Source organism: Nocardia puris, from assembly GCF_036051655.1.
Lineage (GTDB): Bacteria > Actinomycetota > Actinomycetes > Mycobacteriales > Mycobacteriaceae > Nocardia > Nocardia puris.
The window spans coordinates 5,336,249-5,357,308 of sequence record NZ_CP107943.1; the positions used below are offsets into that span (position 1 = coordinate 5,336,249).

The following is a 21,060-nucleotide window of genomic DNA, read 5'->3' on the forward strand; positions in this document are numbered from 1 at the left end:
CGCGGGACGGACCGCGCCGAACCGGCCGCGATCCCGTCCGCTCAGCCGACCTTCTTGCAGATCGAGTCCTGGTAGGTGGGGTCGGTCGGCAGCGGGAGTCCGAGGCAGGTGACCACTGTGTCGATGATGTCGAGCAGTCCATTCGCCGGTGGCACGGTGATCCGGCCGTCGTAGACGGTGCGGCCGTCGGGCTCGCGCACCTCTAGCCGGTGCTCACCCGCGGGCGCCGGGCAGATCCGGTGGTACTTCGGCGCGCCGGCCAGGTCGCCGCGGCCGAATTCGCACTCCTCCTGCTGATTCCCGTTCAGCCAGATGGTGTGCCGGGTCGGTTCGGCGGGCGAGTCCTTCACGATGGTGACCAGGTACCGGCCCCGGCCCTCGAGCACGGACACGGACTGGGCCGCCGACGCGGTGGGCATCGCGAGCAGCGGCAGCGCGACGGCGGTGAGCGCGGTCGCGGCGGCGAGCATCTTCCGGCGTTGGGTCATGGTGTCATCGCACCATCCGGTCGCGGCGGCGCCATGACCACAGTTCTCGCGTGTCCCGGCTCTCGCGGTCAGCGCACCTCGGCGCCCAGCCGGTGCCGCACGCCGCTGGCGAACAACTGGAGCCCGAAGTCGAAGCGCGCGGTGGGGTCGGGGGCCTCGTCCAGCGGCGAACCCGAATCGGGCAGGGCGCCGGCCGAATCCATCTGCAGGCGCGACTGTTCGTCGAGGGTGTAGCCGAGCACGTAGTACAGCAGCGTGTAGGCGGCGAGTTCGGCTTCGGCGCGGGGCATGCCGGCGCGCAGGATCGCCGCCACCAGCCGCTCGCGCCCCTTGCTGGTGGTCAGGCGTGAGGCGTAGGTGGCCGAGACCAGTTCGGCGCCGTCGCGGTAGGCGAGCAGGCAGTCGCGCAGGCGGTGCGCGAGTTCGCCGATCCGCCCGGCCCAGTCCTCGGCGGCGACCGGATCCTCCATCGGCGCCAGGATGCGGTCGGCCACCGCGCCGAGCAGCGCCTGCTTGTTCGGGAAATGCCAGTACAGCGCGCCCGGCTGCACCTGCAGCGAGCCGGCCAGCCGCCGCATGGTCAGATCGGCCAGACCGTACTGGTCCAGGATGGCGATGGCCCCGTCGACCACGTCCGACCGGTGCAGTTGCACGGTGTGGGTCCTCCCCGTCGTGTTTTGACTCACTGTTGCCGCTACCCTAGCCTGAACACCGTTCAAGTTGCACGGCCACCTCGGCCGGACGAAGGGATTCGTGCTGTGACCCAGGCACCCGTGAAGACCGGCGAGCCCGTCGGGACCGACACCGACATCTTGGCCGTCGCCCGCGAGCAGGTGCTCGAGCGCGGCGTCGGCCTCACCCAGGAACAGACCCTGGACGTGCTGCGCCTGAGCGACGACCGGCTCGAGGAGCTGCTCGCCCTCGCGCACGACGTGCGCATGAAGTGGTGCGGCCCCGAGGTCGAGGTCGAGGGCATCATCTCGCTCAAGACCGGCGGCTGCCCCGAGGACTGCCACTTCTGCTCGCAGTCGGGCCTGTTCCAGTCGCCGGTGCGCGCCGCCTGGCTCGACATCCCGAGCCTGGTCGAGGCCGCCAAGCAGACCGCCAAGTCCGGCGCCACCGAGTTCTGCATCGTCGCCGCCGTGCGCGGCCCCGACGCGCGCCTGATGGCCCAGGTCGCCGCGGGCGTCGAAGCGATCCGCAACGAGGTCGACATCCAGGTGGCCTGCTCGCTGGGCATGCTCACCCAGGAGCAGGTGGACCAGCTGGCCGCCATGGGCGTGCACCGCTACAACCACAATCTCGAGACCGCCAAGTCGCACTTCCCCAACGTGGTCACCACCCACACCTGGGAGGAGCGCTGGGACACCCTGCGCATGGTGCGCGAGGCGGGCATGGAGGTGTGCTGCGGCGGCATCCTCGGCATGGGCGAAACCCTGGAGCAGCGCGCCGAATTCGCCGCGCAGCTGGCCTCGCTCGAGCCCGACGAGGTGCCGCTGAACTTCCTCAACCCGCGCCCCGGCACGCCGTTCGGCGATCTCGAGGTGCTGCCGGCCGCCGAGGCGCTCAAGGCCGTCGCGGCGTTCCGCCTCGCGCTGCCGCGCACCATGCTGCGCTTCGCGGGCGGTCGCGAGATCACCCTCGGCGACCTGGGCGCCAAGCAGGGCATCCTGGGCGGCATCAACGCCGTCATCGTCGGCAACTACCTCACCACGCTGGGCAGGCCCGCGGAGGCCGACCTGGATCTGCTGGGCGAGCTGAAGATGCCGATCAAGGCGCTCAACGAAACACTGTGACGGCGCGGCCATGAGTAATCTCGTGGACATGGACGAGCGCTACAACCCGTTCACCGGCAAGCGGATCGTGCCGGGACTCGACGACGCCATGCCCGCCGCGGCCGCGCTGGGCCTGGAGCCGCCCCGGTTCTGCGAACAGTGCGGACGCCGCATGATCGTGCAGGTGAGCCCCGACGGCTGGTGGGCCAAGTGCTCCCGGCACGGCGTGACCGACTCCAAGAGTCTGGAACACCGCTAGTGGCGGCCGTCGGAGTGCGCCGGGAGGCGTCGTCGGCGCTGCTCGTGCTCGCGGGCGTGGTGGTGGCCAGTCTGCTGGTCGGCGTGCTGTGGGGGTGGCTGGCGCCGTCCGAGCAGTTGCTCGTCGTGGAACCCGAACGCGGCTCCTCGCTCACGGGGGAGAGCATGCACCGGTTCGATGCGCTCGCGCTGTTCGTCTGCGCGGGTGCGGTGACCGGGCTGCTCACCGCGGTGGCGGCGTGGCGGTGGCGCGCGGTGCGCGGGCCGCTGCTGCTGCTCGGGGTGGTGTCGGGTTCGCTGATCGGCGCGTACGGCATGGCGTGGGCGGGGGAGCTGGTCTCCGAGGTGCGCTATCCGCGCCCCGACAACCCGGCGGTCGGCCAGATCGTCACGCTCCCCGCCGAATTGGACACCGCGCTCGGACTCCTCGCGCAACCGCTGGTGGCCTCGCTGGTGCTGCTGTTCCTCGCGGTGCTCAGTCCCACGGAGGACCTGGGGACCGGCTATAGCGGGCCGTTCGGGCAGAGCCGTCCCGTCGAGACGTACACGCCCGGACCGGCGGGCCCGGTCGACCCGTTCGCAATACCCTACGGAACCTACGGCGGCGGAACCGATCCCAGGTCACACCACGCTCACTGAACACGCGACGCGAAGGCGCACCCGACCTGGAATGGTGGGTGCGCATTCGCTTTTCGAGGCGTGCCTGCCGCGCTGATGAACACCGCCGCGGCCGGGCCGCTATCGGGAAGCGGGTTCGCGAGCGAGGTTCACGCGGGAACGAACGGGTCGCGCAGTGGGCGGGGACCATCGGTTGTCTCGCCCTGCTGGTCGGCGCGGCGGAGGTGGCGCTCACCACCGGGACGGCGCCGGTGTTCGTGCTCGCCCTCTGCGGAGCCGCCGCGCTCGGCGGTTACGTGCTCCGGTACGCGACCGACCGGCGCCTGGCGCCCGACCGCGCGCGCCGGCCATAGACTCCCTCGCGTACAGGGGATTTTCCGGAGAGAGGAGGGCCATGGCGTTCGTCGGCGGCGGTCCGATCGTCGAGGAACTCGACGCGCAGTTCTGGCGGCTGACCGAGCCGTTGGTGTATCGCGGCGCGGTGGACGAGTTCACCGTGCCCGCCGGGTTCCGCACCGACTTCGCGTCGGTGCCAAGGGCGCTGGTGTGGTTGATCCCGCGTATCGGCGCCTACACCCGCGCCGCCATCCTGCACGACTACCTGTTGCAGTCGAAGGTGGTGAGCACGGTCGACGCCGACGGCCTGTTCCGCCGCTGCCTGCGCGAACTCGGCGTCTCGTTCGCGCGCCGCTGGATGATGTGGGCCGGAGTGCGCGTCGCGAACAGGCTTGCCGGCACCACCGCGCGCGAGTTCGCGCTGTTCTTGCTCATCGCCGTGCCGTCAGTGGTGTTCCTGGCGGTGCCGGTGATCGTGGTGACGCTGTTCCTGTGGTTGTTCTGGGCGGTGGAGCTGGTGTTCTGGGCGGTCGGGAAGGTGCTGGGCCGTACGACCGAGGCCGCGCCGCCGCCGCAGATGAAGACGGACTGAGCGTGCTCGGCCGGACCCGGTGCTCGTGATCGGTTCGATGCGACGGCTGCGCGGGCGCGTCGCAGAGGTCCTGCGGAGTTGACCGGCAGTCCTCGGTGCGGTGGTGCATCATCGTTGTGACGCAACGAAAGGCCGGGCACGCCAGCATGACTCGTACGACGCAGGACACTCCATCAGAATCCGCGGCTCACTTGCTGACCGGGGCCGAGTCGATCGCGCACGCCTTGGCGCGGCACGGCTACTCGACGGTGTTCGCCTACCCGGGTACCTCGGAGCTCGCCTTGAGCGCGGCGATCGCCGAGCACGACGATCTGCGGTTGGTCAATTCCCGCGGTGACAAGGAAGCCGCGTTCATGGCGGCGGGGGGAAACTTCTCCGGCGATGCGCGCTGCGCGGCCATCCTGCACGGCGCCCGCGGACTGACCAACGCGTTGGGCGCGACAGCGGACGTTCGGCGCAGTGAGGTGCCGGTGCTGTACCTGGTCGGCATGCCCTCGCGGTCGTCGGCCCGGTTCCTGCCGCCTCACGCCGAGCCCGGGCTCATCGACGCCGCGGGTGCTTTCGCCAAGGCCGCCTTCGACTGCTCGACGGTGAGCGGTTTCGACCCGCGGGCGTTTCTCGAATTGGTCATCGACGCGTTGGGCACGCCCGCGGAGTCGCCCCGAGGTCCGGTTCTCCTCGGTCTTCCGCAGGATCTGCTGGTGCGCCGATTCGTTCCCGCCGATCTGCTGCCCGAATCGGGCCCGGACCGTTCCGCCCACCCGCGAACCGACCTGGCCGAGGCGACGGCGCTGGTGGCCGGGGCGCGGAACCCGGTGATTCTCGTCGAGGACTACCTGCTGCGAGAGCCGACCGCCGAGCGGGACCTGGCCGCCTTCGCCGCCGCGCTGGGCGCGCCCGTCCTGCAGACGGCCTACCAGCGCGGCCCCATGCTTTTCCAGCAGGTGCGTGCGGAGGTCGTGCCGACGTTCGCCGGACCGTACGATCCCACCGACGCGGACCACCGCCGCCTGCTCGGCACGGCTGATCTCTTGATCACCGTCGAAGATCGCAACATGTACCCCCGTGTGGTCGGTCCGCTGCCGGACTGTCGCAAGCTGGCCCTCACGAGCAATGTCGCGGCGACCGCGAAGAACGGCTATCTCACCGCCGCCGACGTGCTGGTGCCCGGCGATGTGTGTCGGACGATGCGGGGGATCACCGATCAACTGACGGCCCTCGGCGGTGCGGGAGAACACGGCCCCGCCGGGATGACCGAGCCGGCCGGTGGCCGTGTCCCGATACCGGCCCCGCCCGAGCCGGGTTGTTCCCCGAGCGCCGTGGAACTGGTGCGCGCCGTCGGCAACGGGCTGGGCGCGGTCGTTCGGCCGGTTGTCGTGGACGACAGTTTGATGTTCGGCGGACTGGTGGCGCGCAATTACCGGCACCTGCCCACCACGGTCCGGGTCTACGGCAGCCACGGCGCCTTCGTAGGCGGGGGCCTGCCGACCGCGGTCGGACTCGCCCTGAGCGCCCCGGATCTCCACGTCATCGCGACCTTGGGCGACCACGGTTTCACCAACGGTGTTCAAGCGCTGGCCGCCGCAGGCGAGCACGGCGCACCGCTGGTCGTACTGGTGTGCAACAACGGCGCCAGCGTGTGCCTGGGTAAGCAGGCGGAATTCGACGGCGTCGGAAAGCACATCCTGCCGCTGGACAACGTCGCCAAGATGAGCTACGCGGATATCGCCGCTGGTTTCGGGCTGTCGACGGCGGTCCTCGAGTGGCCGGACGAAACGTCGCAGACCGATACCGTCGCCTCGGCGTCGGAGAAACTGTCGGCCGAGATCGAGCGGGCCATGGCCGCGCGACGCCCGCACTTGATCGAACTGGTCACACCCGGCAGTCCGGAGTTCTGGGCTGGAGTGTGGCGGGTCGAGGGCATGGAGAACGCCGCCCTGCCCACGGCCGACGACGAGTGAGGCACGGCTCGGTTACGCGAGCGCGCGGGGTCCGGGTCCGCGCGGCGGAAATTCGGTGGCTCGCCGGCAGGACAGCCGCTACGGTTGTCGCGCCGAGTGCGGGAGGAGGTGATCGGCATGCGCGGGCGCGCAGAGCACGACACGAACGACCGTGAGCGCGCGGAAGACGTGGAGCGCCCCGACCTCGCGGCATGGCGCCGCCGCCACGAGATCCGGCGATCCAATGCGGCGCAACCGATTCCGGACAAGCGGCGGTACCGCCGCACGGTCAAGCACCGGAACCGGTCGCACGACGGCTGACCGGGAAGCAGTGAGCTACAGGGGGATTCAGACTCTGGGGCGGAGCGCGGCGAACTCGTCGGTGACCCGCAGCCCGGAGTCGGTGAATCGGTAGACGGCCGCCGGGCGCCCGCCGGTGCGGCCGGGCGCGGCGGTGTCGCCGGTGGGGGTGATCACCTTGCGGCGGGTGAGGACGCGTTGCAGATTCGTCGTATCTACCTCGTAACCGAGTGCCGCACAATAGATTTCGCGCAACGTAGACATGGTGAACGTCTCGGGGGCGAGTGCGAACGCGATATTCGTGTAGGAGAGCTTCGCCGCCAGCCGGGTGCGGGCGTGCTCGACGACCGTCCCGTGATCGAACGACATGGCGGGCAGTGCCGAGACCGGATGCCAGGTGGTGTCCGGCGGTAGTTCCGGCTCCGCCGTCAACGGCACCAGGCCCAGGTAGGCCGAGGCGATGCGGCGCGGGTCGGGCACCCGGTCGGGCGCGCTGAACACCGACAGCTGCTCGAGGTGGGCCAGTTCGCGCACGTCGACCTTCTCGGCGAGCTGACGCCGCGCCGAGGTGTCCAGGTCCTCGTCGGCGCGCAGGCGCCCGCCCGGCAGCGACCAGGTGCCGATCTGGGGGTCCAGCGCGCGTTGCCACAGCAGCACCGCCAGTTCCGGCCGCCGGCCGTCGCGTTTGCCGTCCGCACGGGGGCGCGGGACAGTCGCACCGCCGTGACCTGCGGTTTCTCCTGCGAGGAACCGGCGAACCTGGAACACCGCGGTGAGCGATTCGTGGATGGTGCTACTATGGGGCACGTTTTCGATTGTAAGTCGAAAACCTGGTTTGGTGCGAATCGGCGGTGTTGCCGGCCGCACGAGGAAGGGAGCCATCATGGCGACGACGGGTGCGAAGCTGGCGCCCCCGCTGATGGGGCAGGTCATCGACGGGCCTTCGGGCTACACGGGTGTCGAGGCGACGCCGGAGTGGGCGCACGAGATCAAACGTCTCGCCAGGGAGCGCAACGCGACCATCCTGGCGCACAACTACCAGCTGCCCGAGATCCAGGACATCGCCGACCACGTGGGCGATTCGCTGGCCCTCTCGCGCATCGCGGCCGAGGCCCCCGAGGACACCATCGTGTTCTGCGGCGTGCACTTCATGGCCGAGACGGCCAAGATCCTCAGCCCGGACAAGACCGTGCTCATCCCCGACGCGCGCGCGGGCTGCTCGCTGGCCGACTCCATCACCGCCGCGGAACTGCGCGAGTGGAAGGCCGAGCACCCCGGCGCGATGGTGGTGTCGTACGTGAACACCACCGCCGAGGTGAAGGCGCTCACCGACATCTGCTGCACCTCGTCCAACGCGGTCGACGTGGTCGCCTCCATCGACCCGGAGCGCGAGGTGCTGTTCCTGCCCGACCAGTTCCTCGGCGCGCACGTCAAGCGCGTCACCGGGCGGCAGAACATGCATATCTGGGCGGGCGAGTGCCACGTGCACGCCGGCATCAACGGCGAGGAGCTCACCGAGCAGGCGCGCACCCACCCCGACGCCGAGCTGTTCGTGCACCCCGAGTGCGGCTGCGCCACCTCGGCGCTGTACCTGGCGGGCGAGGGCTCGTTCCCGGCCGACCGGGTGCACATCCTGTCCACCGGCGGCATGATCGACGCGGCCAAGACGGCCAAGTCCCATCAGGTGCTGGTGGCCACCGAGGTCGGGATGCTGCACCAGTTGCGCAAGGCCGCGCCCGGCATCGACTTCCAGGCCGTCAACGACCGCGCCTCCTGCCCTTACATGAAGATGATCACCCCGGCCGCGCTGCTGCGTTGCCTGGTGGAGGGCGCCGACGAGGTGCACGTGGATCCGGAAACCGCGGCGCTGGGCCGCAATTCGGTGCAGCGGATGATCTCCATCGGCAATCCGGGCGGTGGTGAGTGACGCGCGACCGCATCCGGTTCGCACCGGAGCGTCGCGGATGAGCGCGGGCCGTGCCACGGAATCGCTTGCGGTCGAGCGGTCTTCGGTCGGCGGTCAGCGGGCTGGCTCGCGACGGTCGGGCTCGCAGCGGGCTGGCTCGCGACGGTCGGGCTCGCGGCGGGCGACGTTCGCGCGCGGCGGACGGGAGGAGTGGCGATGACTCCGAGTATCGAGTGGGAGGCGTCGGCCGATCTCGTCGTGATCGGCGGTGGTGTCGCCGGCCTGACCGCCGCACGCACCGCCTCGCTGCGCGGGCTGCGGGTGCTCGGCCTGAGCAAGGGCGGGCCGATCGACACGTCCACGCAGTACGCGCAGGGCGGGATCGCGGTCGTCGCGCCGCACGGGGATTCGGTCGAATCGCACGTGCTGGACACGGTGGAGGCCGGCGCCGGGCTGTGTGAGCCCGCGGCGGTCGCGTCCGTGGTGGCGGGCGGTCAGGCCGCGGTGGCGGCGCTGACCGACCTGGGCGCGGTCTTCGATCTCGGCCGCGACGGCCAGATCTCGCGGACCAGGGAAGGCGGGCACAGCACTCGCCGCATCATCCACGCGGGCGGTGACGCCACCGGCGCGGAGGTGCAGCGCGCGCTGAACGCGGCCGGGCTGCCGGTGCTCTTCGGCGCCGCCGCCTGCGAGGTGGTGACCGGGCCGCGCGGCGTCGAGGGTGTGATCGCCGTGTCCGACAAGGGATTCGGCGTCGTACACACCCCGGCCGTGCTGCTGGCCACCGGCGGGCTCGGGCAGCTCTACGCGCTGAGCACCAACCCCTCGGGCGCGACCGCCGACGGCATCGCGCTGGCGCTGTGGGCCGGTGCGGCCGTGGCCGACCTCGAGTTCGTGCAGTTCCATCCGACCGTGCTCTACACGCCGGGCGGCGCGGGGCGGCGGCCGCTCATCAGCGAGGCCGTGCGGGGTGAGGGCGCGAAACTCGTGGACACCGAGGGCAATTCGGTGACCGAAGGCGTGCACCCGCGCGGTGATCTCGCGCCGCGCGATGTGGTGTCGCGCGCCATCGCGGCGCGGATGCGGGCGCTGGGCGCCGACCACGTCTACCTGGACGGCCGCGCGATCGACGGTTTCGCGCAACGCTTTCCGACGATCACCGCGTCGTGCCACGCGGCCGGGATCGACCCGTCGGTGGACCTCATTCCCGTCGCACCCGCCGCTCACTACCAGTGCGGCGGCGTGGTCACCGATCCTTATGGGCGCACCGGTGTGCCGGGCCTCTACGCCGCGGGCGAAGTGGCGCGCACGGGACTGCACGGCGCGAATCGCTTGGCCTCCAACAGCTTGCTGGAAGGGCTGGTGGTGGGGGAGCGCGCCGGCGCGGCCGCCGTGGAACGGCTCGAGGCTACCGAAGGCGTCACCGAGGCCAGGCTGCGCACCATGCCCCGGGTGGCACGCGGACTGGTGCAGCAGGTCATGACCGCGCACGCGTCGGTGGTGCGGGAGGCGGACGGATTGCGCGAGGGTGCTGAGACGCTGGAGCGGGCCGTGCTGCGCGGCATGTCCAGCCGGATCGCCGGAAACGAGGGTGGCGCTGCGATGCCGGGCGACGCGGGCGAGCTGTCCGCGCGGCGCATCGCGGAGGTGGAGGACGGCGCGCTCACCCTCACCGCGCGCGTGCTGCTGCTGGCCGCCGCCGCCCGCACCGAAAGCCGTGGCTGCCACACGCGATCCGATCACCCCGCGCCGGACGAGGCGCTGCGCCACAGCATCCCGATCCGGCTCGACCCCGACGGCCACCCCGACATCCTGCCGCTGGCCGGCGCGCCGGAAGGGGAGTCGCTGGCCGCGCGCCTGTCCGCGGACCCGGACGCGCCCGCGCTGGAACTGGCGGTGCCGTGAACAGGCGTCACGAACCCGGCGTTTTTCGACCCGATCCCGTGTTTCCTTGCGGGACAACAGATCAGGAGTGTTGAGATGAGCCTGGACGCCGCGCTGGACCGCGACGAGGTGCTGACGCTGATCCGCACCGCGCTGGACGAGGACCTGCGGTACGGGCCGGACGTGACCACCGTGGCGACCGTGCCCGCCGACGCGGTGGTGAAGGCATCGGTGGTGTCGCGGCAGCCGGGCACCGTCGCGGGGTTGGACGTGGGCCTGCTGGTGCTCGACGAGGTGATCGGCGCGGGGGCCTACGAGGTCACCGCGCGGGTGCCCGACGGCACCAGGGTGCGGCCCGGCGACAGCGTGCTGTCGGTGGTCGCGCCGACGCGGGGCCTGCTGACGGCCGAGCGCACCATGCTGAACATCGTCTGCCACCTGTCCGGGATCGCCACCGCCACCGCCGCCTGGGTGGACGCGGTGGAGGGGACCTCCTGCCGCATCCGCGACAGCCGCAAGACGCTGCCCGGCCTGCGCGGGTTGCAGAAGTACGCGGTGCGGGTGGGCGGCGGCGTGAACCACCGCATGGGTCTGGGTGACGCCGCGCTGATCAAGGACAACCACGTCGTGGCGGCCGGGTCGGTGGTCGAGGCCCTGCGCGCGGTGCGGGAGCTGGCACCCGATATCGCGTGCGAGGTGGAGGTCGACAGCCTCGAACAGCTCGACGCCGTGCTCGCCGAGAACGTGGCGCTGGTGCTGCTGGACAACTTCCCGCTCTGGCAGACCCAGGCGGCGGTGCAGCGCCGCAACGCGACCGCGCCCGACACCCAGCTGGAGTCCTCCGGTGGTCTCACCTTGGACGCCGCCGCGGACTACGCGCGCACCGGCGTGGACTACCTCGCCGTCGGCGCGTTGACGCACTCGGTGCGGGTGCTGGACCTCGGACTCGACATGTGAGAGCGGCCGTGTTCCGAAGGACGTGAGCATGATTCGCGCTCCTCGGGCGAGGGCGGTCGTCCACGGGTGATGCCGGCCCTTCGCAGAGTCGGTCGACCTCGGCGCGAGGCGGGCAGCGTCTTTCTCGCACCGCCGGAACCGCGCTTCGGCCCGGCGTCGACCGGAACACTCACGCATTGCGCGAGTTCAGATTTCGCGGACCATCGTCTGCTGGTGTACCGGCGCGCCCTGGTAGCGCAAGCCGGGCACCGGCGGGGTCGGCCCGTATGCCCGAAATTCCGAGCGCTCGAAAAACTTTACCGCCCGGTGGTTTTCGACCAGGGTCTGTAAGTGGCAGCCCGGCGAGCCCGACTCGCGGAGGTGGTCGAGGAAACGCCGCACCAGCTCGGCGGCGGCTCCGGTGCCGCGCGCTTCCGGCGCCACGTTGATGTGCAGGTGGGAAGGCCACCGTGGATCGGTGAAATCACCCGCGGCCGGCTCGCCCCGGCGCTTCGCGCGCACCGTGTCGAGCGTGGCGCGGGCGAAGAACGCGACCGGCTTGCGGCGCAGCACGAGTCGGTACTCGCGGATCGCCGCCGTCAGTCGCTCCTCCTCGCTGGGGAACGCGGCACTGTCCACACATCCGGCCAGGTAGCCGACAATCGCGCCGTCCCGCACCGCGACGAACAGGGACTGCGGCTCCAGATCCATATAGGGCGTCAGATACACCGCCAGTTCGGATTCCGGATGCCCCCACAGCGAAGCCGTCGGCGCCCCTTCCCCCGCCCGCGGCGCCACTCGCAGCAACTCGGACCGGTCCTGCTCGGTGAACCCGCGAACTTCCACCCGGCCCAACCTACCGTCACTCATCCAGGCTCGCCGTGAGCGCGCGCAGCAACTCCTCGAAGCTGTCCAAGGTTTCGGGCGGATAGCCGGCCAGGACCGCGTCCTGCCGTGCGTTGGCCGGGCGGAAGAACTCGTCGGCGAGCGTGCGCACCTTCGGGTCGCTGCGCAGCGTGACCACGCGCCGGTCGGTGTGTTCGCGCGTCCTGGTGATGTATCCGGCGCTCTCCAGCCGGTTGAGCAGGGTGCTCATGGCGCCCGAGGTGAGCGCGATGCGTTTGCCGAGCTGCGCGGGTGACAGCGGCGTGCCCATCGCCTCGGCGGAGGTGATCTCGAGCAGGGCGAACGCGTCGGTGGAATGCACGCCGAGTTCGCTCGCGAACCGCCGTCCGAGCTCGGCGAATCCCGCGCCGTACGCCCGCAGCGCGTCGGCGAGCCGTTCCCGTTGCGCGGCCCGGTCTTTCGACATCTGCCCTCCTCGCGGGCCCGTGCGGCCCGGATTGACAACATACCGGACCCGATACCGCTTCATCATAAAGTAGCTTGATGAAAGAGGCATCTGTGACGACGGAAACCGACCCCGGTGCCGCGCGGCGCTGGCTCGGCTTGATCGCGATCTCGCTGGGCGTGGCGCTGATCGTGGTGGACCTGACGATCGTGAACGTGATCGTCGCGCCGATCATCGACGACCTCGGCATCACCTCCCTCGAGGCGCAGTGGGTGCAGGAGTCCTACGCGATCGTGTTCGCCGCGCTCCTGCCGCTCACCGGAAGACTCGCCGACTTATACGGCGCGCGAAGGCTTTTCGTGATCGGCCTGGTGGTCTTCGGCGCGACCAGCCTGCTGGCCGCCCTCGCGCCGAGCGGCGGATTCCTCATCGGCGCCCGCTTCCTGCAGGGCATCGGTGGCGCGATGGTCCTGCCGACCTCGCTCGCGCTGGTGAACGCCGGATTCTCCGGACAAGAGCGCGGGCGCGCGTTCGCGGTGTGGGGCTCGACCATCGGCGCGGCGGCGGCGGTCGGGCCGCTGCTCGGCGGGTGGCTCGCCGACCTCTCCTGGCGGTGGGCCTTCGGGATCAACATTCCGCTGGTGCTCGTCATCGGGGGCCGGCGTGCTGTGCGGCCGGTCTGGCACTCGTGGGACTCACGGCGTCGGCGGACACCGCCTGGTGGGTGCTGACGCTCGGGTTGTTCGTCTACGGTGCGGGCGTCGGCTTCGCGACCGGACAGGTCACCAACGTGGTGCTCGCGGAGGTGCCGGGCGAGCGGTCCGGGCAGGGTTCCGGCATCCAGAGCGCGGTGCGCGAACTCGGCTCGGCCGTCGGCATCGCCCTGCTCACCACCGTGTTCTTCAGCGTTCTCAGCGGCGGGCTGGACGATCGGTTCGACGGCGACCCCGCCGCGGCCGAGATGACCCGCGCGATCACCGACAGCGCGGGCGCGGCGATCCCCGGTCTGGCCGCCGACCCCGCGACGGCCGCTGCCGCCGACGCGGGTCGCGACGCGATGAGTTCCGCGATCACCGTCACCAGCCTGCTCTGCACGGGCCTGCTGCTGCTCGCGCGCGCGGCGACGGTGACGCTGCGGCGTGCGAAAGAGGCTGTGCCCGCTTGATATCGGCGCGAACGGCCGCCGTTGCCCTCGACCGGCGGCCGTTCGCGGTCGACTCGCGTACAGAGGGTCTGCTTCCAGGACGTCGCCGCACCCGGAGTGAGACGAAGGAATCGCCTGTCCGCGAGCGCGACGCGGCGGCGGTTTCCGAACTACGCCGTGAGTTCGCGTTCCAAAGGCGTCCTGAAGCGGGGTGTGTGGCGCACGTCGCCGTACCACGTTGCGGTGCGCTCGATTTCGCGCTCCAGCAGAATGCGGGCGTCGGCGCCGATGTCGTCGAGGAGGCGGTGGGCGATCTCGCCGTCCTTGCGCTGGGCCCAGCCGCCGACGATGCGGCCGTTGCACCAGATGCTGGGACCGATATTGCCGTTGCGGTCGAAGAGGGCGGGGGCGTGTGGGCCGAGGAACCAGTCGCGGGACTGCCAGCCCATCGGGGTGGCGTCGAGGGCGGGCAGGAGCGCGACCCAATCATCCGGGGCGGCAACGGGTTCCAGATCGTCGGACAGGACGACGCCTGCCGTGCCGTCGAGGTCGACCTCGGTGACGTCCAAGCGGGACAACGCCTTGCGGACGTCGCAGAGCGTCCAGCCCGTCCACCACTTGATGTCCGACACCGGTGCGGGACCGAACGCGCTCAGCCATCGCCGCACCAGCTCGGCCCGCGCCTCGTCGGCGGGCATCGACGAAATGCCTTCGGGCAACCAGGATTCCACCGGTTCCCAGCGGTATTGACTGCTGGCCCAACTGCCGTTCGTCCGGCCGCGCACGATCCGTCCTTCCGCGCCGAGTGTGACCAGCACCCATGTGGTGATATTCGTGGGCTTGGAGTACGACTTCCCCGGTGCGGCATCGATCTGCGTGCGCAATCGCGGCACGTCCTTGCCGAGCTGCGCGCCGGTGGCGGCGCCGCGGGCCAGCAGCGCCCGATGGGTCTCCTCCTCGACTTCGGCCCACCACGCGGCCACGTCGTCGCCCCCGAGCCCGGCCTGTTCCACGAAACGCGCGTAGGTGCGGCGCTGTTTGGTGGCGAGCGCGTCGGCGCACGAAGCCTGTAGTGCCGGAAGGAGTTCCACCGGTGCGACGAACATGGTGCGCCGCATGGCCAGCAGGCGCAGCAGTGTGCGCGCCTCGTACAGGGCGTGTTCCACGTCGGCGGGCGTCGCGGTCACGCTGCGCGCGGCGAGGGAGAGGAACACCGTCGCCGGATCGGTCGCGTGCAGCACGACCAGCGACCGCGCGACGGCCGCCACATCGTCGCAGCGGTGGACGGTAGCCAGCCGGTGGCGTACGGCTAGCCGGGCCCGCCGCTGGGTGATGTCGATCGCGCGCATGGCCCGAATCGTATCCGTAACCTGGGTAACGATCGTTTAACCCCGAGAGACTCGTTTCGAAATATTCGCTCGGCAGTATTCACGTCACCGGGGCCGGGAAATCGAAAACCCCAGTGCCGGTTCTGTTTACACGCTGGATTGAAGGAGAGATCGATGAAGGAAATCAGCCTTATCACCGACCTGCTCTCGCTGGTCAGCAACCTGCTGAGCGGCCTGCTCGGCGGTCTGTGATCCCGTAGCTCGACCCTAGCTCGACCCAGCTCTACCAGCTTCACCAAGCTCTACCCTAGTTGATGCCGCCGGGTACCGGCATTACCCGGCGGCATCGTCGTGCCCGGACATCGGTGCCGAACCGCCCGCGCCAGTGCATGATTCGTCAAGCACTGGCGCGGGCGTCGTCGTGTCCGAAACCTGTTGTGCGGAAATGTGATTCATATCATGGTTTGAAACATCAAGCGCCCGAACATCTTCGGGTGTGATGGTGCGCACGAGGCTCGGCAAACTTGCGGCACCCCCCGGGTGCGGAGGCTTCCATGAGATCTGGACGTTGCCCAATTTTTGCGTACGGGATGCCGCGCGAGCGCGGGCACCGCCCGCGCGGTTACCTGATCGGCGCGCCCGTGGCGGGCGAGGCAGCGCCGAGGGCCGCGTTCTCCGATCGGCGCACGCGCCCGGAGCGGTCTTCCCGCGACATGACGATGCTTGTCGCCACCCACCTCCCGCGCCCCGTGCGATGATTCCGCCATGGTGCGCGGATCCGCTCTGCTCGGCGCGTTGTGCCTGCTCCTGACCCTCACCGCGGGCGCGTCCCCGCCGGTCACGGCCACCCCGGACTGCCGGGGCGGCGTGGACGTGCGCCCGGTGTCGATCCAGGTCGACGGTGAGGAGGCCACCGGCCGCGTCTACGAGCCCTATCGCTGCGCGGCGGGCGATCTGCCGCCCCGCGCCCTGGTGATCGCGGTGCACGGGCACGGCGGTTCTTCCGCCGATTACGCGAGCTACCTCACCTCGCTGTCGCGCCGCACCGGCACGCCGTTCCTGTCCATGGACCTGCGCTCCGCGACCAGCGTGTGGCGCACCGGCGAGTGGAACCTGTGGGCCGGGTGGCGCGATCTGGTGGCCGCCACCGAGTGGTATCGGTCCGAGCATCCGGGCATCGACCGGACCGTGCTGTGGGGCTGGAGTCAAGGCGGGATCACCAGCGGTCTCGCCGCGGCGCACGGTCCGCGCGGGTTGTTCGACTACTGTGGGCCCGGCGTTCTTCGAGGGCGGGTGCGTGGTCGAGCGATTGCTCTCCGGCGCCGAACCCGTCGAGGGGCCCGACGCGGACTACGTGGTCGACGTCGCGCGCGGGATCGTGACCGCGCCACCGGCCCCGGCCGGCGCGAAGTGCGCGGCCTGAGCCGGCGACGGCGAGTTCGGGCGCCGGGCGGGCGACGCGGCGCTGAGTGGGCGGTCCGAGCCGGACCTGTCCACATGGTGCCGCGGGCGTTCGAACCGGCACTGAGTGCGCTGCCCGTAGCCACCCGGGGGCCGTTGCGGGGTGCTCGAACCGGTGCTGAGTGTGCTGCCCGGTCCATCGGGTGGCCGTTGCGGGGTGTTCAAACCGGTGCGTGGTGCGCTGCCCGGGTCCACCCGGCGGCCGTAGCAGGGCGTTCGAACCGACACTGCGCGGCCCGGAACACTCCCGGCGCGAGCGCGGTTGTTCGGAACATACCGACGACGAAGTGAGGTGTGCGATGACCAAGCCCGCCGACCCGGCCTACCACTGGAACGGCGCGGAGCTGGACCTGGACGCCTATCTGACCAGGATCGGATTCACCGGCGAGCGGGCCGCGACCGTGGACACCCTGCGGGAACTCGTCCGCGCGCACACCACCTCGATCCCGTTCGAGAATGTGGAGGCCGTGCTGGGCCGGCCGGTGCCGCTGGACCTGGCGACCTTGCAGGACAAGCTGATCGGCGGCGGGCGCGGCGGGTATTGCTACGAGAACGTCCTCGTGTTCGCGGCCGCGCTGGAGCGGCTCGGCTTCGGCGTCACCGGCCTGTCGGGCCGGGTCACCATGGGCGCGGGCGGCATCCGTCCGGCCACCCACGCCATGCTGCGCGTCACCACCGACGAGGACGACCGCGTGTGGATCTGCGATGTCGGCTTCGGCCACGGGCCGCTCGCCCCGTACGAATTGTCCGAGGGCACCGGCGAGTTCACGGCCGGGGACTGGCGGTTCCGGCTGGAGCGCACCGAAGGGGAACTCGGCACCGACGTGTGGGTGCTGCACCAGTTCGGCCGCGACGGCTGGGTCGACCGCTACACCTTCACGATCCATCCGCAGTACCGAATCGACTTCGAGGTGGGCAACCTGTTCGTGTCCACCTCGCCGCGCTCGCCGTTCCGCACCCGCCCGTTCCTGCAGCGGTTCCTGCCCGACCGCCACCACGTGCTCGACGGCGCCCAGCTCGTCACCGAGTACCCCGACGGCACGAGCGAGAGCCGGCGGTTGGAGCCCGGCGAACTCGGCAAGGTGATCGCGGAGGTCTTCGACATCGATCTCGCGCCCGCCGATATCGACGCGCTGACCGGCGGTTCCTGGTTCCAGGACTGACGCGCCCGCGCGCCGGGTCCGTGGCCGGGCGCACGCGTTTCGGTACCGTCGGCGGGGTGCGCACCCACCGCAAGCTCCTGGTCCTGTCCGCAGCCCCGTTGCTCGCGCTGGCCGCGTGCAGTTCGGGCCCGGATCAGCCGCAGACGGTGGCCGGGCAGTTCGCGGAGGCGCTGAACACCGACGACGTGGCGGCGGCCGCCGCGCTCACCGACGACCCCGCAGCCGCGACCGCCGCGCTGAACCAGCTCTACGAAGGACTCGGCAGGGAAGTGTCCTACACGGTGCGCGGCACCGACGGCGATACCTTCACCCTCGACGCCACGTGGAAGCTGGGCAAGGACGGCCGCGACGAGTGGACCTACTCCACGACCGGCAGCGCGAGCGAGGACGGGGACTGGAAGATCCGCTGGGATCCGGCCACCGTCGCGCCCGGCCTCGCGTCGGGGCCGCTCAGCTACGGACCCGCCTACGGAACCCCGGCGCGCGTGCTCGACGCGGCGGGCGGCGACCTGATGACCGAGCACATCGTCACTTTGGTGAACCTCTCGCCCGGCGTGGACACCGCCGCCGTCGCCGCGCTGCTGCAACCGCTGGCGCCCGGCATCACCGCCCAGAGCCTGCAAGCGGATCTCGATGCGGCGCAGGGCAAACCGGTCACCGCCATCTCGCTGCGCGCCGTCGACATCGGCCCGATCAACGACGCGCTCGCCGCGCTGCCCGGCGTCACCCTCGCGCCGCAGACGCGGCTGCTCACCACCGACAAGGCGCTCGCCGGTCCGACGCTCGCGGGCCTGTCGGAGCTGTGGCAGAGCGAGGCCGACGCCGCCGCGGGCTGGAGCGTGCGGACGCGGACGCCGAGCGGCACCGAGCGCGTCGCGGGCCGCGATCCGCAACCCACCGCCGATATCCGCACCACCCTCGACGTCGGCCTGCAACGCGCCGCCGAGGACGCGCTGGGCGGCATCGGGCAGCCCGCCGTGATCGTCGCGCTGCAACCGTCCACCGGGAACGTGCTCGCCATCGCGCAGAACGCCGCCGCCGACGCGCAGGGCCCGATCGCGCTCACCGGCCTCTACCCGCCCGGTTCGACCTTCAAGACGGTCACCGTGTCGGCCGCGCTGCAAGCCGGCGGGGTGACGCCCGACACCGTGCTGCCCTGCCCCGGCAGCGCCGACATCGAGGGCCGCCGCATCCCCAACGACGACAATTTCGACCTGGGCCAGGTGCCCCTGCACACCGCGTTCGCGCGGTCCTGCAACACCACGATGGGCATGCTCGGCGTGCAACTGCCGCCCGACGCGCTGACGAACGCGGCCGCGCAACTGGGCCTGGGCATCGACTACGTGACGCCCGGCCTCACCACCGTCACCGGCAAGGTGCCCGCCGCCGACACCCCGGCCCAGCGCGTCGAGTCGAGCATCGGTCAAGGGCAGGTGACGGCCTCGCCGTTCGGGATGGCGCTGGTCGCGGCGTCCATCGCGCACGGGTCGGCGCCCGTGCCCACGCTGGTGCAGGGCAAACCGGGCGTAGCCGACCGGCAGCCGGAACCGGTGCCCGCCGAGGTCGACCAGCAGCTGCGCACGATGATGCGCGAAACCGTCACCGGCGGGACGGCGACCCAGCTCGCCGACATTCCCGGCCTGCTCGGCAAGACCGGCACCGCCGAGTACATCGACGACACCCACGCGCACGGCTGGTTCGTCGGGATCGACGGCGATCTGGCCTTCGCGGTGTTCGTCAGCGACGCGGGCAGTTCGGCCCCGGCCGTCGACGCCGCGGGCCGCATGTTGCGCGCCGCGCGGTAGAGCCTCCGCAGTACAGAGCGTTTTCGGCCGATCTGGGCTGTCGATGGACCCGGCTGGCGCATACGGATTCGTCCGCGCCCGCTACACTCGTTCGCGGGCCGTAGACGCGGTCAATATGCGGGATGTCACGATTTCGAGAAGGTTCGGAGTAGGCGCCATCGATACCGGTCAGTTGATCGCGGAGCATTACCGCCTGGTCGAGCGGATTGGTAGCGGCGGCACAGGCGTGGTCTGGCGTGCCACCGACGAGCGCCTGCGGCGGTCCGTGGCCATCAAGCAGATCGCCATTCAGCCCAGCCTGCCGGAGTCCGAACGCGACATCGTGCGCCAGCGCGCGATCCGCGAGGCCCGCAACGCGGCTCGGTTCCAGCACCCCAACGCCATCGTCGTGTTCGACATCACCGAACACGAGGGCGACCCGTGCCTGGTGATGGAGTACCTGAAGTCGCGCAGCCTGGCCGCGGTGCTCTCCGCGCAGGGCACGCTGCCGCTCACCCAGGTCGCCCGGATCGGCGAGCAGGTCGCCTCCGCGCTGATCGCGGCGCACCAGGCGGGCATCGTGCACCGCGACGTGAAACCGGGCAACGTGCTGCTCGACGATCACGGCACGGTCAAGATCACCGACTTCGGCATCTCCCGCGCGACCGGCGACGTCACCCTCACCGAGACCGGCCTCATCTGCGGCACGGCGGCCTACCTGGCGCCCGAGGTGGCGCGGGGCGCGGACCCGACGCCCGCCGCCGACGTGTTCTCCCTCGGCGCCACCCTGTTCCACGCGCTGGAGGGCGAGCCGCCCTACGGTTCCAGCGCCAACCCGCTCGCCGTGCTGTACGCGGCGGCCAACGGCCAGGTCAGCGAGCCGCGCAACGCCGGGCCCGCCACCGACTTCTTGCTCGCGCTGCTGAACCCGGATCCCGAGGACCGCCCGTCGATGCGGGTCGCGCGCGACACCCTCGCCGCGTTCGCCGACTCCGGCGCCACGCCGGTGCCCGCCGGATTCGTGCCCGCCAGCGAGGCTTTCGCGCGCCGCCAGGGTGCGCAGGAGGCCGCCACCCGCGCGCTGCACCGCGCCGCGCCCGCGCAGTCCACCGAGCGGATCTCGCGGCCGCTGCCGCCGCCCGCGCGCGGCGCCGCCCACCCCGACACCGCCGCGCACCCGCGCACGGCCGCCCAGCCCAGGCCCGCGTCGTCCGGCGCCTCGGGCAAGCGGCGGGCCGTGCTGATCGGCGGCGCGGTCGGCGCGGTCGTCGCCGTGACCGCACTGCTGCTCACCAGCACCAACGACTCCGATTCCGGGGCGCCGTCGGCCCAGGCCGACACCCCGTCGATCAGCACGTCCGCCGGTGGCACCACCTCGGCGCAGCCCTCGCAGGTCGGGCAGACCACCAACGCGGGCCCGGTCGACATCGGTTCGGCGGGCATGCTCATCGAGCGCTTCTACAGCAACCCCGGCTCCTCCTGGGACCTGCTCACCCCCGCGGTGCAGAGCTCGTTCGGCAGCAAGCAGGCCTACGAGCAGTACTGGGCGCAGGACACCATCCAGAGCTTCGGCCGCATCTACGCCCCCAACGGGATCAACTCCGACAAGTCCGTCGACCTGATCGTCAGCGGGCTCACCTACGGGGGCAGCACGAAGAACCCGCTGCTGCGCGTGATCGACGCGGGCGGCGGGCGGTTGCTGATCGACAGCGACCCGCGGTAGGGGCGGGGCGGGCGGTTTCTCGGACACGCCCGGACTGCCGGTGTTGTTGTGCGCGGCGATCGCGCGCCCGTAATCGCCTGTCGTGCAAGCAGTCGGCATGGGCCATCGTGAGTGCCGCTCTCCTGGCCGGTTC

The 21,060-nt window shown here is 71.1% G+C and carries 21 protein-coding genes; 15 read left to right on the top strand and 6 right to left on the bottom strand.

Annotation, left to right across the window (positions count from 1 at the left end):
* Positions 1-41 precede the first annotated feature (41 nt).
* Together OHB21_RS24490 and OHB21_RS24495 are read right to left on the bottom strand one after the other, a co-directional pair.
* Complete coding sequence (locus OHB21_RS24490) at positions 42-488, bottom strand: hypothetical protein (RefSeq protein ID WP_195126794.1); 447 nt, start codon at positions 486-488, stop codon at positions 42-44.
* Positions 489-556: 68 nt separating this feature from the next.
* Positions 557-1,141, bottom strand: a complete 585-nt coding sequence (locus OHB21_RS24495; RefSeq protein ID WP_067513977.1) for a TetR/AcrR family transcriptional regulator C-terminal domain-containing protein — start codon at positions 1,139-1,141, stop codon at positions 557-559.
* 105 nt (positions 1,142-1,246) lie between these two features.
* On the opposite strand from OHB21_RS24495, the gene bioB reads away from it, so the two are divergent.
* The 6 genes from bioB (at position 1,247) to OHB21_RS24525 (ending at position 6,328) form a co-directional block, all read left to right on the top strand.
* Entirely contained in the window at positions 1,247-2,284 is a 1,038-nt protein-coding gene (bioB, locus tag OHB21_RS24500) for a biotin synthase BioB (RefSeq protein ID WP_067513978.1), read from the top strand.
* A gap of 10 nt (positions 2,285-2,294) precedes the next feature.
* Positions 2,295-2,522, top strand: a complete 228-nt coding sequence (bsaP, locus tag OHB21_RS24505) for a biotin synthase auxiliary protein BsaP (protein ID WP_067513979.1) — start codon at positions 2,295-2,297, stop codon at positions 2,520-2,522.
* Positions 2,522-3,160, top strand: a complete 639-nt coding sequence (locus OHB21_RS24510) for a DUF2567 domain-containing protein (protein ID WP_067513980.1) — start codon at positions 2,522-2,524, stop codon at positions 3,158-3,160. The genes bsaP and OHB21_RS24510 overlap by 1 nt, the downstream gene beginning before the upstream one ends.
* Positions 3,161-3,533: 373 nt before the next feature.
* On the top strand, positions 3,534-4,067 hold the full coding sequence (locus tag OHB21_RS24515; RefSeq protein WP_067513981.1) for a DUF1353 domain-containing protein: 534 nt from the start codon (positions 3,534-3,536) through the stop codon (positions 4,065-4,067).
* 191 nt (positions 4,068-4,258) lie between these two features.
* Entirely contained in the window at positions 4,259-6,028 is a 1,770-nt protein-coding gene (locus tag OHB21_RS24520) for a thiamine pyrophosphate-binding protein (RefSeq protein WP_067513982.1), read from the top strand.
* 117 nt (positions 6,029-6,145) lie between these two features.
* A complete protein-coding gene (locus OHB21_RS24525) occupies positions 6,146-6,328 on the top strand; it encodes a hypothetical protein (RefSeq protein WP_195126797.1) in 183 nt (60 codons plus the stop codon).
* Between the two features lie 27 nt (positions 6,329-6,355).
* On the opposite strand, the gene OHB21_RS24530 is transcribed toward OHB21_RS24525, so the two are convergent.
* On the bottom strand, positions 6,356-7,114 hold the full coding sequence (locus OHB21_RS24530) for an NUDIX hydrolase (protein WP_067513983.1): 759 nt from the start codon (positions 7,112-7,114) through the stop codon (positions 6,356-6,358).
* A gap of 76 nt (positions 7,115-7,190) precedes the next feature.
* Here OHB21_RS24530 and nadA point away from each other — a divergent pair, with 76 nt between their 5' ends.
* From nadA to nadC, 3 genes are all read left to right on the top strand, one after another.
* Positions 7,191-8,234: a quinolinate synthase NadA gene (nadA, locus tag OHB21_RS24535; protein ID WP_067513984.1), complete on the top strand. Its 1,044-nt coding sequence runs from the start codon at positions 7,191-7,193 to the stop codon at positions 8,232-8,234.
* Positions 8,235-8,429: 195 nt separating this feature from the next.
* The gene (locus OHB21_RS24540) at positions 8,430-10,118 is read left to right on the top strand and encodes an L-aspartate oxidase (protein ID WP_067513985.1); all 1,689 of its coding nucleotides are present in this window, start codon (positions 8,430-8,432) and stop codon (positions 10,116-10,118) included.
* 75 nt (positions 10,119-10,193) lie between these two features.
* Entirely contained in the window at positions 10,194-11,054 is an 861-nt protein-coding gene (nadC, locus tag OHB21_RS24545; protein WP_067513986.1) for a carboxylating nicotinate-nucleotide diphosphorylase, read from the top strand.
* A 186-nt stretch (positions 11,055-11,240) separates the two neighbouring features.
* Here the strand turns inward: nadC and OHB21_RS24550 are convergent, their stop codons facing one another.
* Positions 11,241-11,879, bottom strand: coding sequence for a GNAT family N-acetyltransferase (locus OHB21_RS24550; RefSeq protein ID WP_084538174.1), 639 nt, complete (start codon positions 11,877-11,879; stop codon positions 11,241-11,243).
* A gap of 16 nt (positions 11,880-11,895) precedes the next feature.
* Positions 11,896-12,345 carry a MarR family winged helix-turn-helix transcriptional regulator gene (locus OHB21_RS24555; protein WP_067513988.1) on the bottom strand — a complete coding sequence of 150 codons (450 nt, stop codon included), beginning with the start codon at positions 12,343-12,345 and terminating at the stop codon, positions 11,896-11,898.
* Between the two features lie 77 nt (positions 12,346-12,422).
* Between OHB21_RS24555 and OHB21_RS24560 the strand changes: the two genes are divergently transcribed.
* Positions 12,423-13,055, top strand: coding sequence for an MFS transporter (locus OHB21_RS24560; RefSeq protein ID WP_228801709.1), 633 nt, complete (start codon positions 12,423-12,425; stop codon positions 13,053-13,055).
* A complete protein-coding gene (locus OHB21_RS24565; protein ID WP_328436131.1) occupies positions 13,049-13,489 on the top strand; it encodes an MFS transporter in 441 nt (146 codons plus the stop codon). Before OHB21_RS24560 ends, OHB21_RS24565 begins: the two co-directional genes overlap by 7 nt.
* A 149-nt stretch (positions 13,490-13,638) precedes the next feature.
* On the opposite strand, the gene OHB21_RS24570 is transcribed toward OHB21_RS24565, so the two are convergent.
* Positions 13,639-14,817, bottom strand: coding sequence for a winged helix DNA-binding domain-containing protein (locus OHB21_RS24570; RefSeq protein ID WP_195126795.1), 1,179 nt, complete (start codon positions 14,815-14,817; stop codon positions 13,639-13,641).
* Positions 14,818-16,093: 1,276 nt separating this feature from the next.
* Here OHB21_RS24570 and OHB21_RS24575 point away from each other — a divergent pair.
* The 4 genes from OHB21_RS24575 to OHB21_RS24590 all read left to right on the top strand — a co-directional run bounded on the left by OHB21_RS24575 (position 16,094) and on the right by OHB21_RS24590 (position 20,927).
* Complete coding sequence (locus tag OHB21_RS24575) at positions 16,094-16,219, top strand: hypothetical protein (RefSeq protein WP_267465205.1); 126 nt, start codon at positions 16,094-16,096, stop codon at positions 16,217-16,219.
* Positions 16,220-16,556: 337 nt separating this feature from the next.
* Positions 16,557-17,420 (top strand): arylamine N-acetyltransferase family protein, encoded by an 864-nt coding sequence (locus OHB21_RS24580; protein WP_067513993.1) that lies wholly within the window; start codon positions 16,557-16,559, stop codon positions 17,418-17,420.
* A gap of 56 nt (positions 17,421-17,476) precedes the next feature.
* The gene (locus OHB21_RS24585) at positions 17,477-19,225 is read left to right on the top strand and encodes a penicillin-binding transpeptidase domain-containing protein (protein ID WP_067513994.1); all 1,749 of its coding nucleotides are present in this window, start codon (positions 17,477-17,479) and stop codon (positions 19,223-19,225) included.
* Between the two features lie 172 nt (positions 19,226-19,397).
* A complete protein-coding gene (locus OHB21_RS24590; protein ID WP_324192130.1) occupies positions 19,398-20,927 on the top strand; it encodes a serine/threonine-protein kinase in 1,530 nt (509 codons plus the stop codon).
* Positions 20,928-21,060: the final 133 nt, after the last annotated feature.

Excerpts from the sequence above, each read along its gene's own strand:
- OHB21_RS24540 (WP_067513985.1), top strand. The coding sequence starts at position 8,430 with ATGACTCCGAGTATCGAGTGGGAGGCGTCGGCCGATCTCGTCGTGATC.
- nadA (WP_067513984.1), top strand. The coding sequence starts at position 7,191 with ATGGCGACGACGGGTGCGAAGCTGGCGCCCCCGCTGATGGGGCAGGTC.
- OHB21_RS24490 (WP_195126794.1), bottom strand. The coding sequence starts at position 488 with ATGACCCAACGCCGGAAGATGCTCGCCGCCGCGACCGCGCTCACCGCC.
- OHB21_RS24525 (WP_195126797.1), top strand. The coding sequence starts at position 6,146 with ATGCGCGGGCGCGCAGAGCACGACACGAACGACCGTGAGCGCGCGGAA.
- OHB21_RS24580 (WP_067513993.1), top strand. The coding sequence starts at position 16,557 with ATGACCAAGCCCGCCGACCCGGCCTACCACTGGAACGGCGCGGAGCTG.
- bsaP (WP_067513979.1), top strand. The coding sequence starts at position 2,295 with ATGAGTAATCTCGTGGACATGGACGAGCGCTACAACCCGTTCACCGGC.
- OHB21_RS24555 (WP_067513988.1), bottom strand. The coding sequence starts at position 12,345 with ATGTCGAAAGACCGGGCCGCGCAACGGGAACGGCTCGCCGACGCGCTG.
- OHB21_RS24560 (WP_228801709.1), top strand. The coding sequence starts at position 12,423 with ATGAAAGAGGCATCTGTGACGACGGAAACCGACCCCGGTGCCGCGCGG.
- nadC (WP_067513986.1), top strand. The coding sequence starts at position 10,194 with ATGAGCCTGGACGCCGCGCTGGACCGCGACGAGGTGCTGACGCTGATC.
- OHB21_RS24570 (WP_195126795.1), bottom strand. The coding sequence starts at position 14,817 with ATGCGCGCGATCGACATCACCCAGCGGCGGGCCCGGCTAGCCGTACGC.
- OHB21_RS24515 (WP_067513981.1), top strand. The coding sequence starts at position 3,534 with ATGGCGTTCGTCGGCGGCGGTCCGATCGTCGAGGAACTCGACGCGCAG.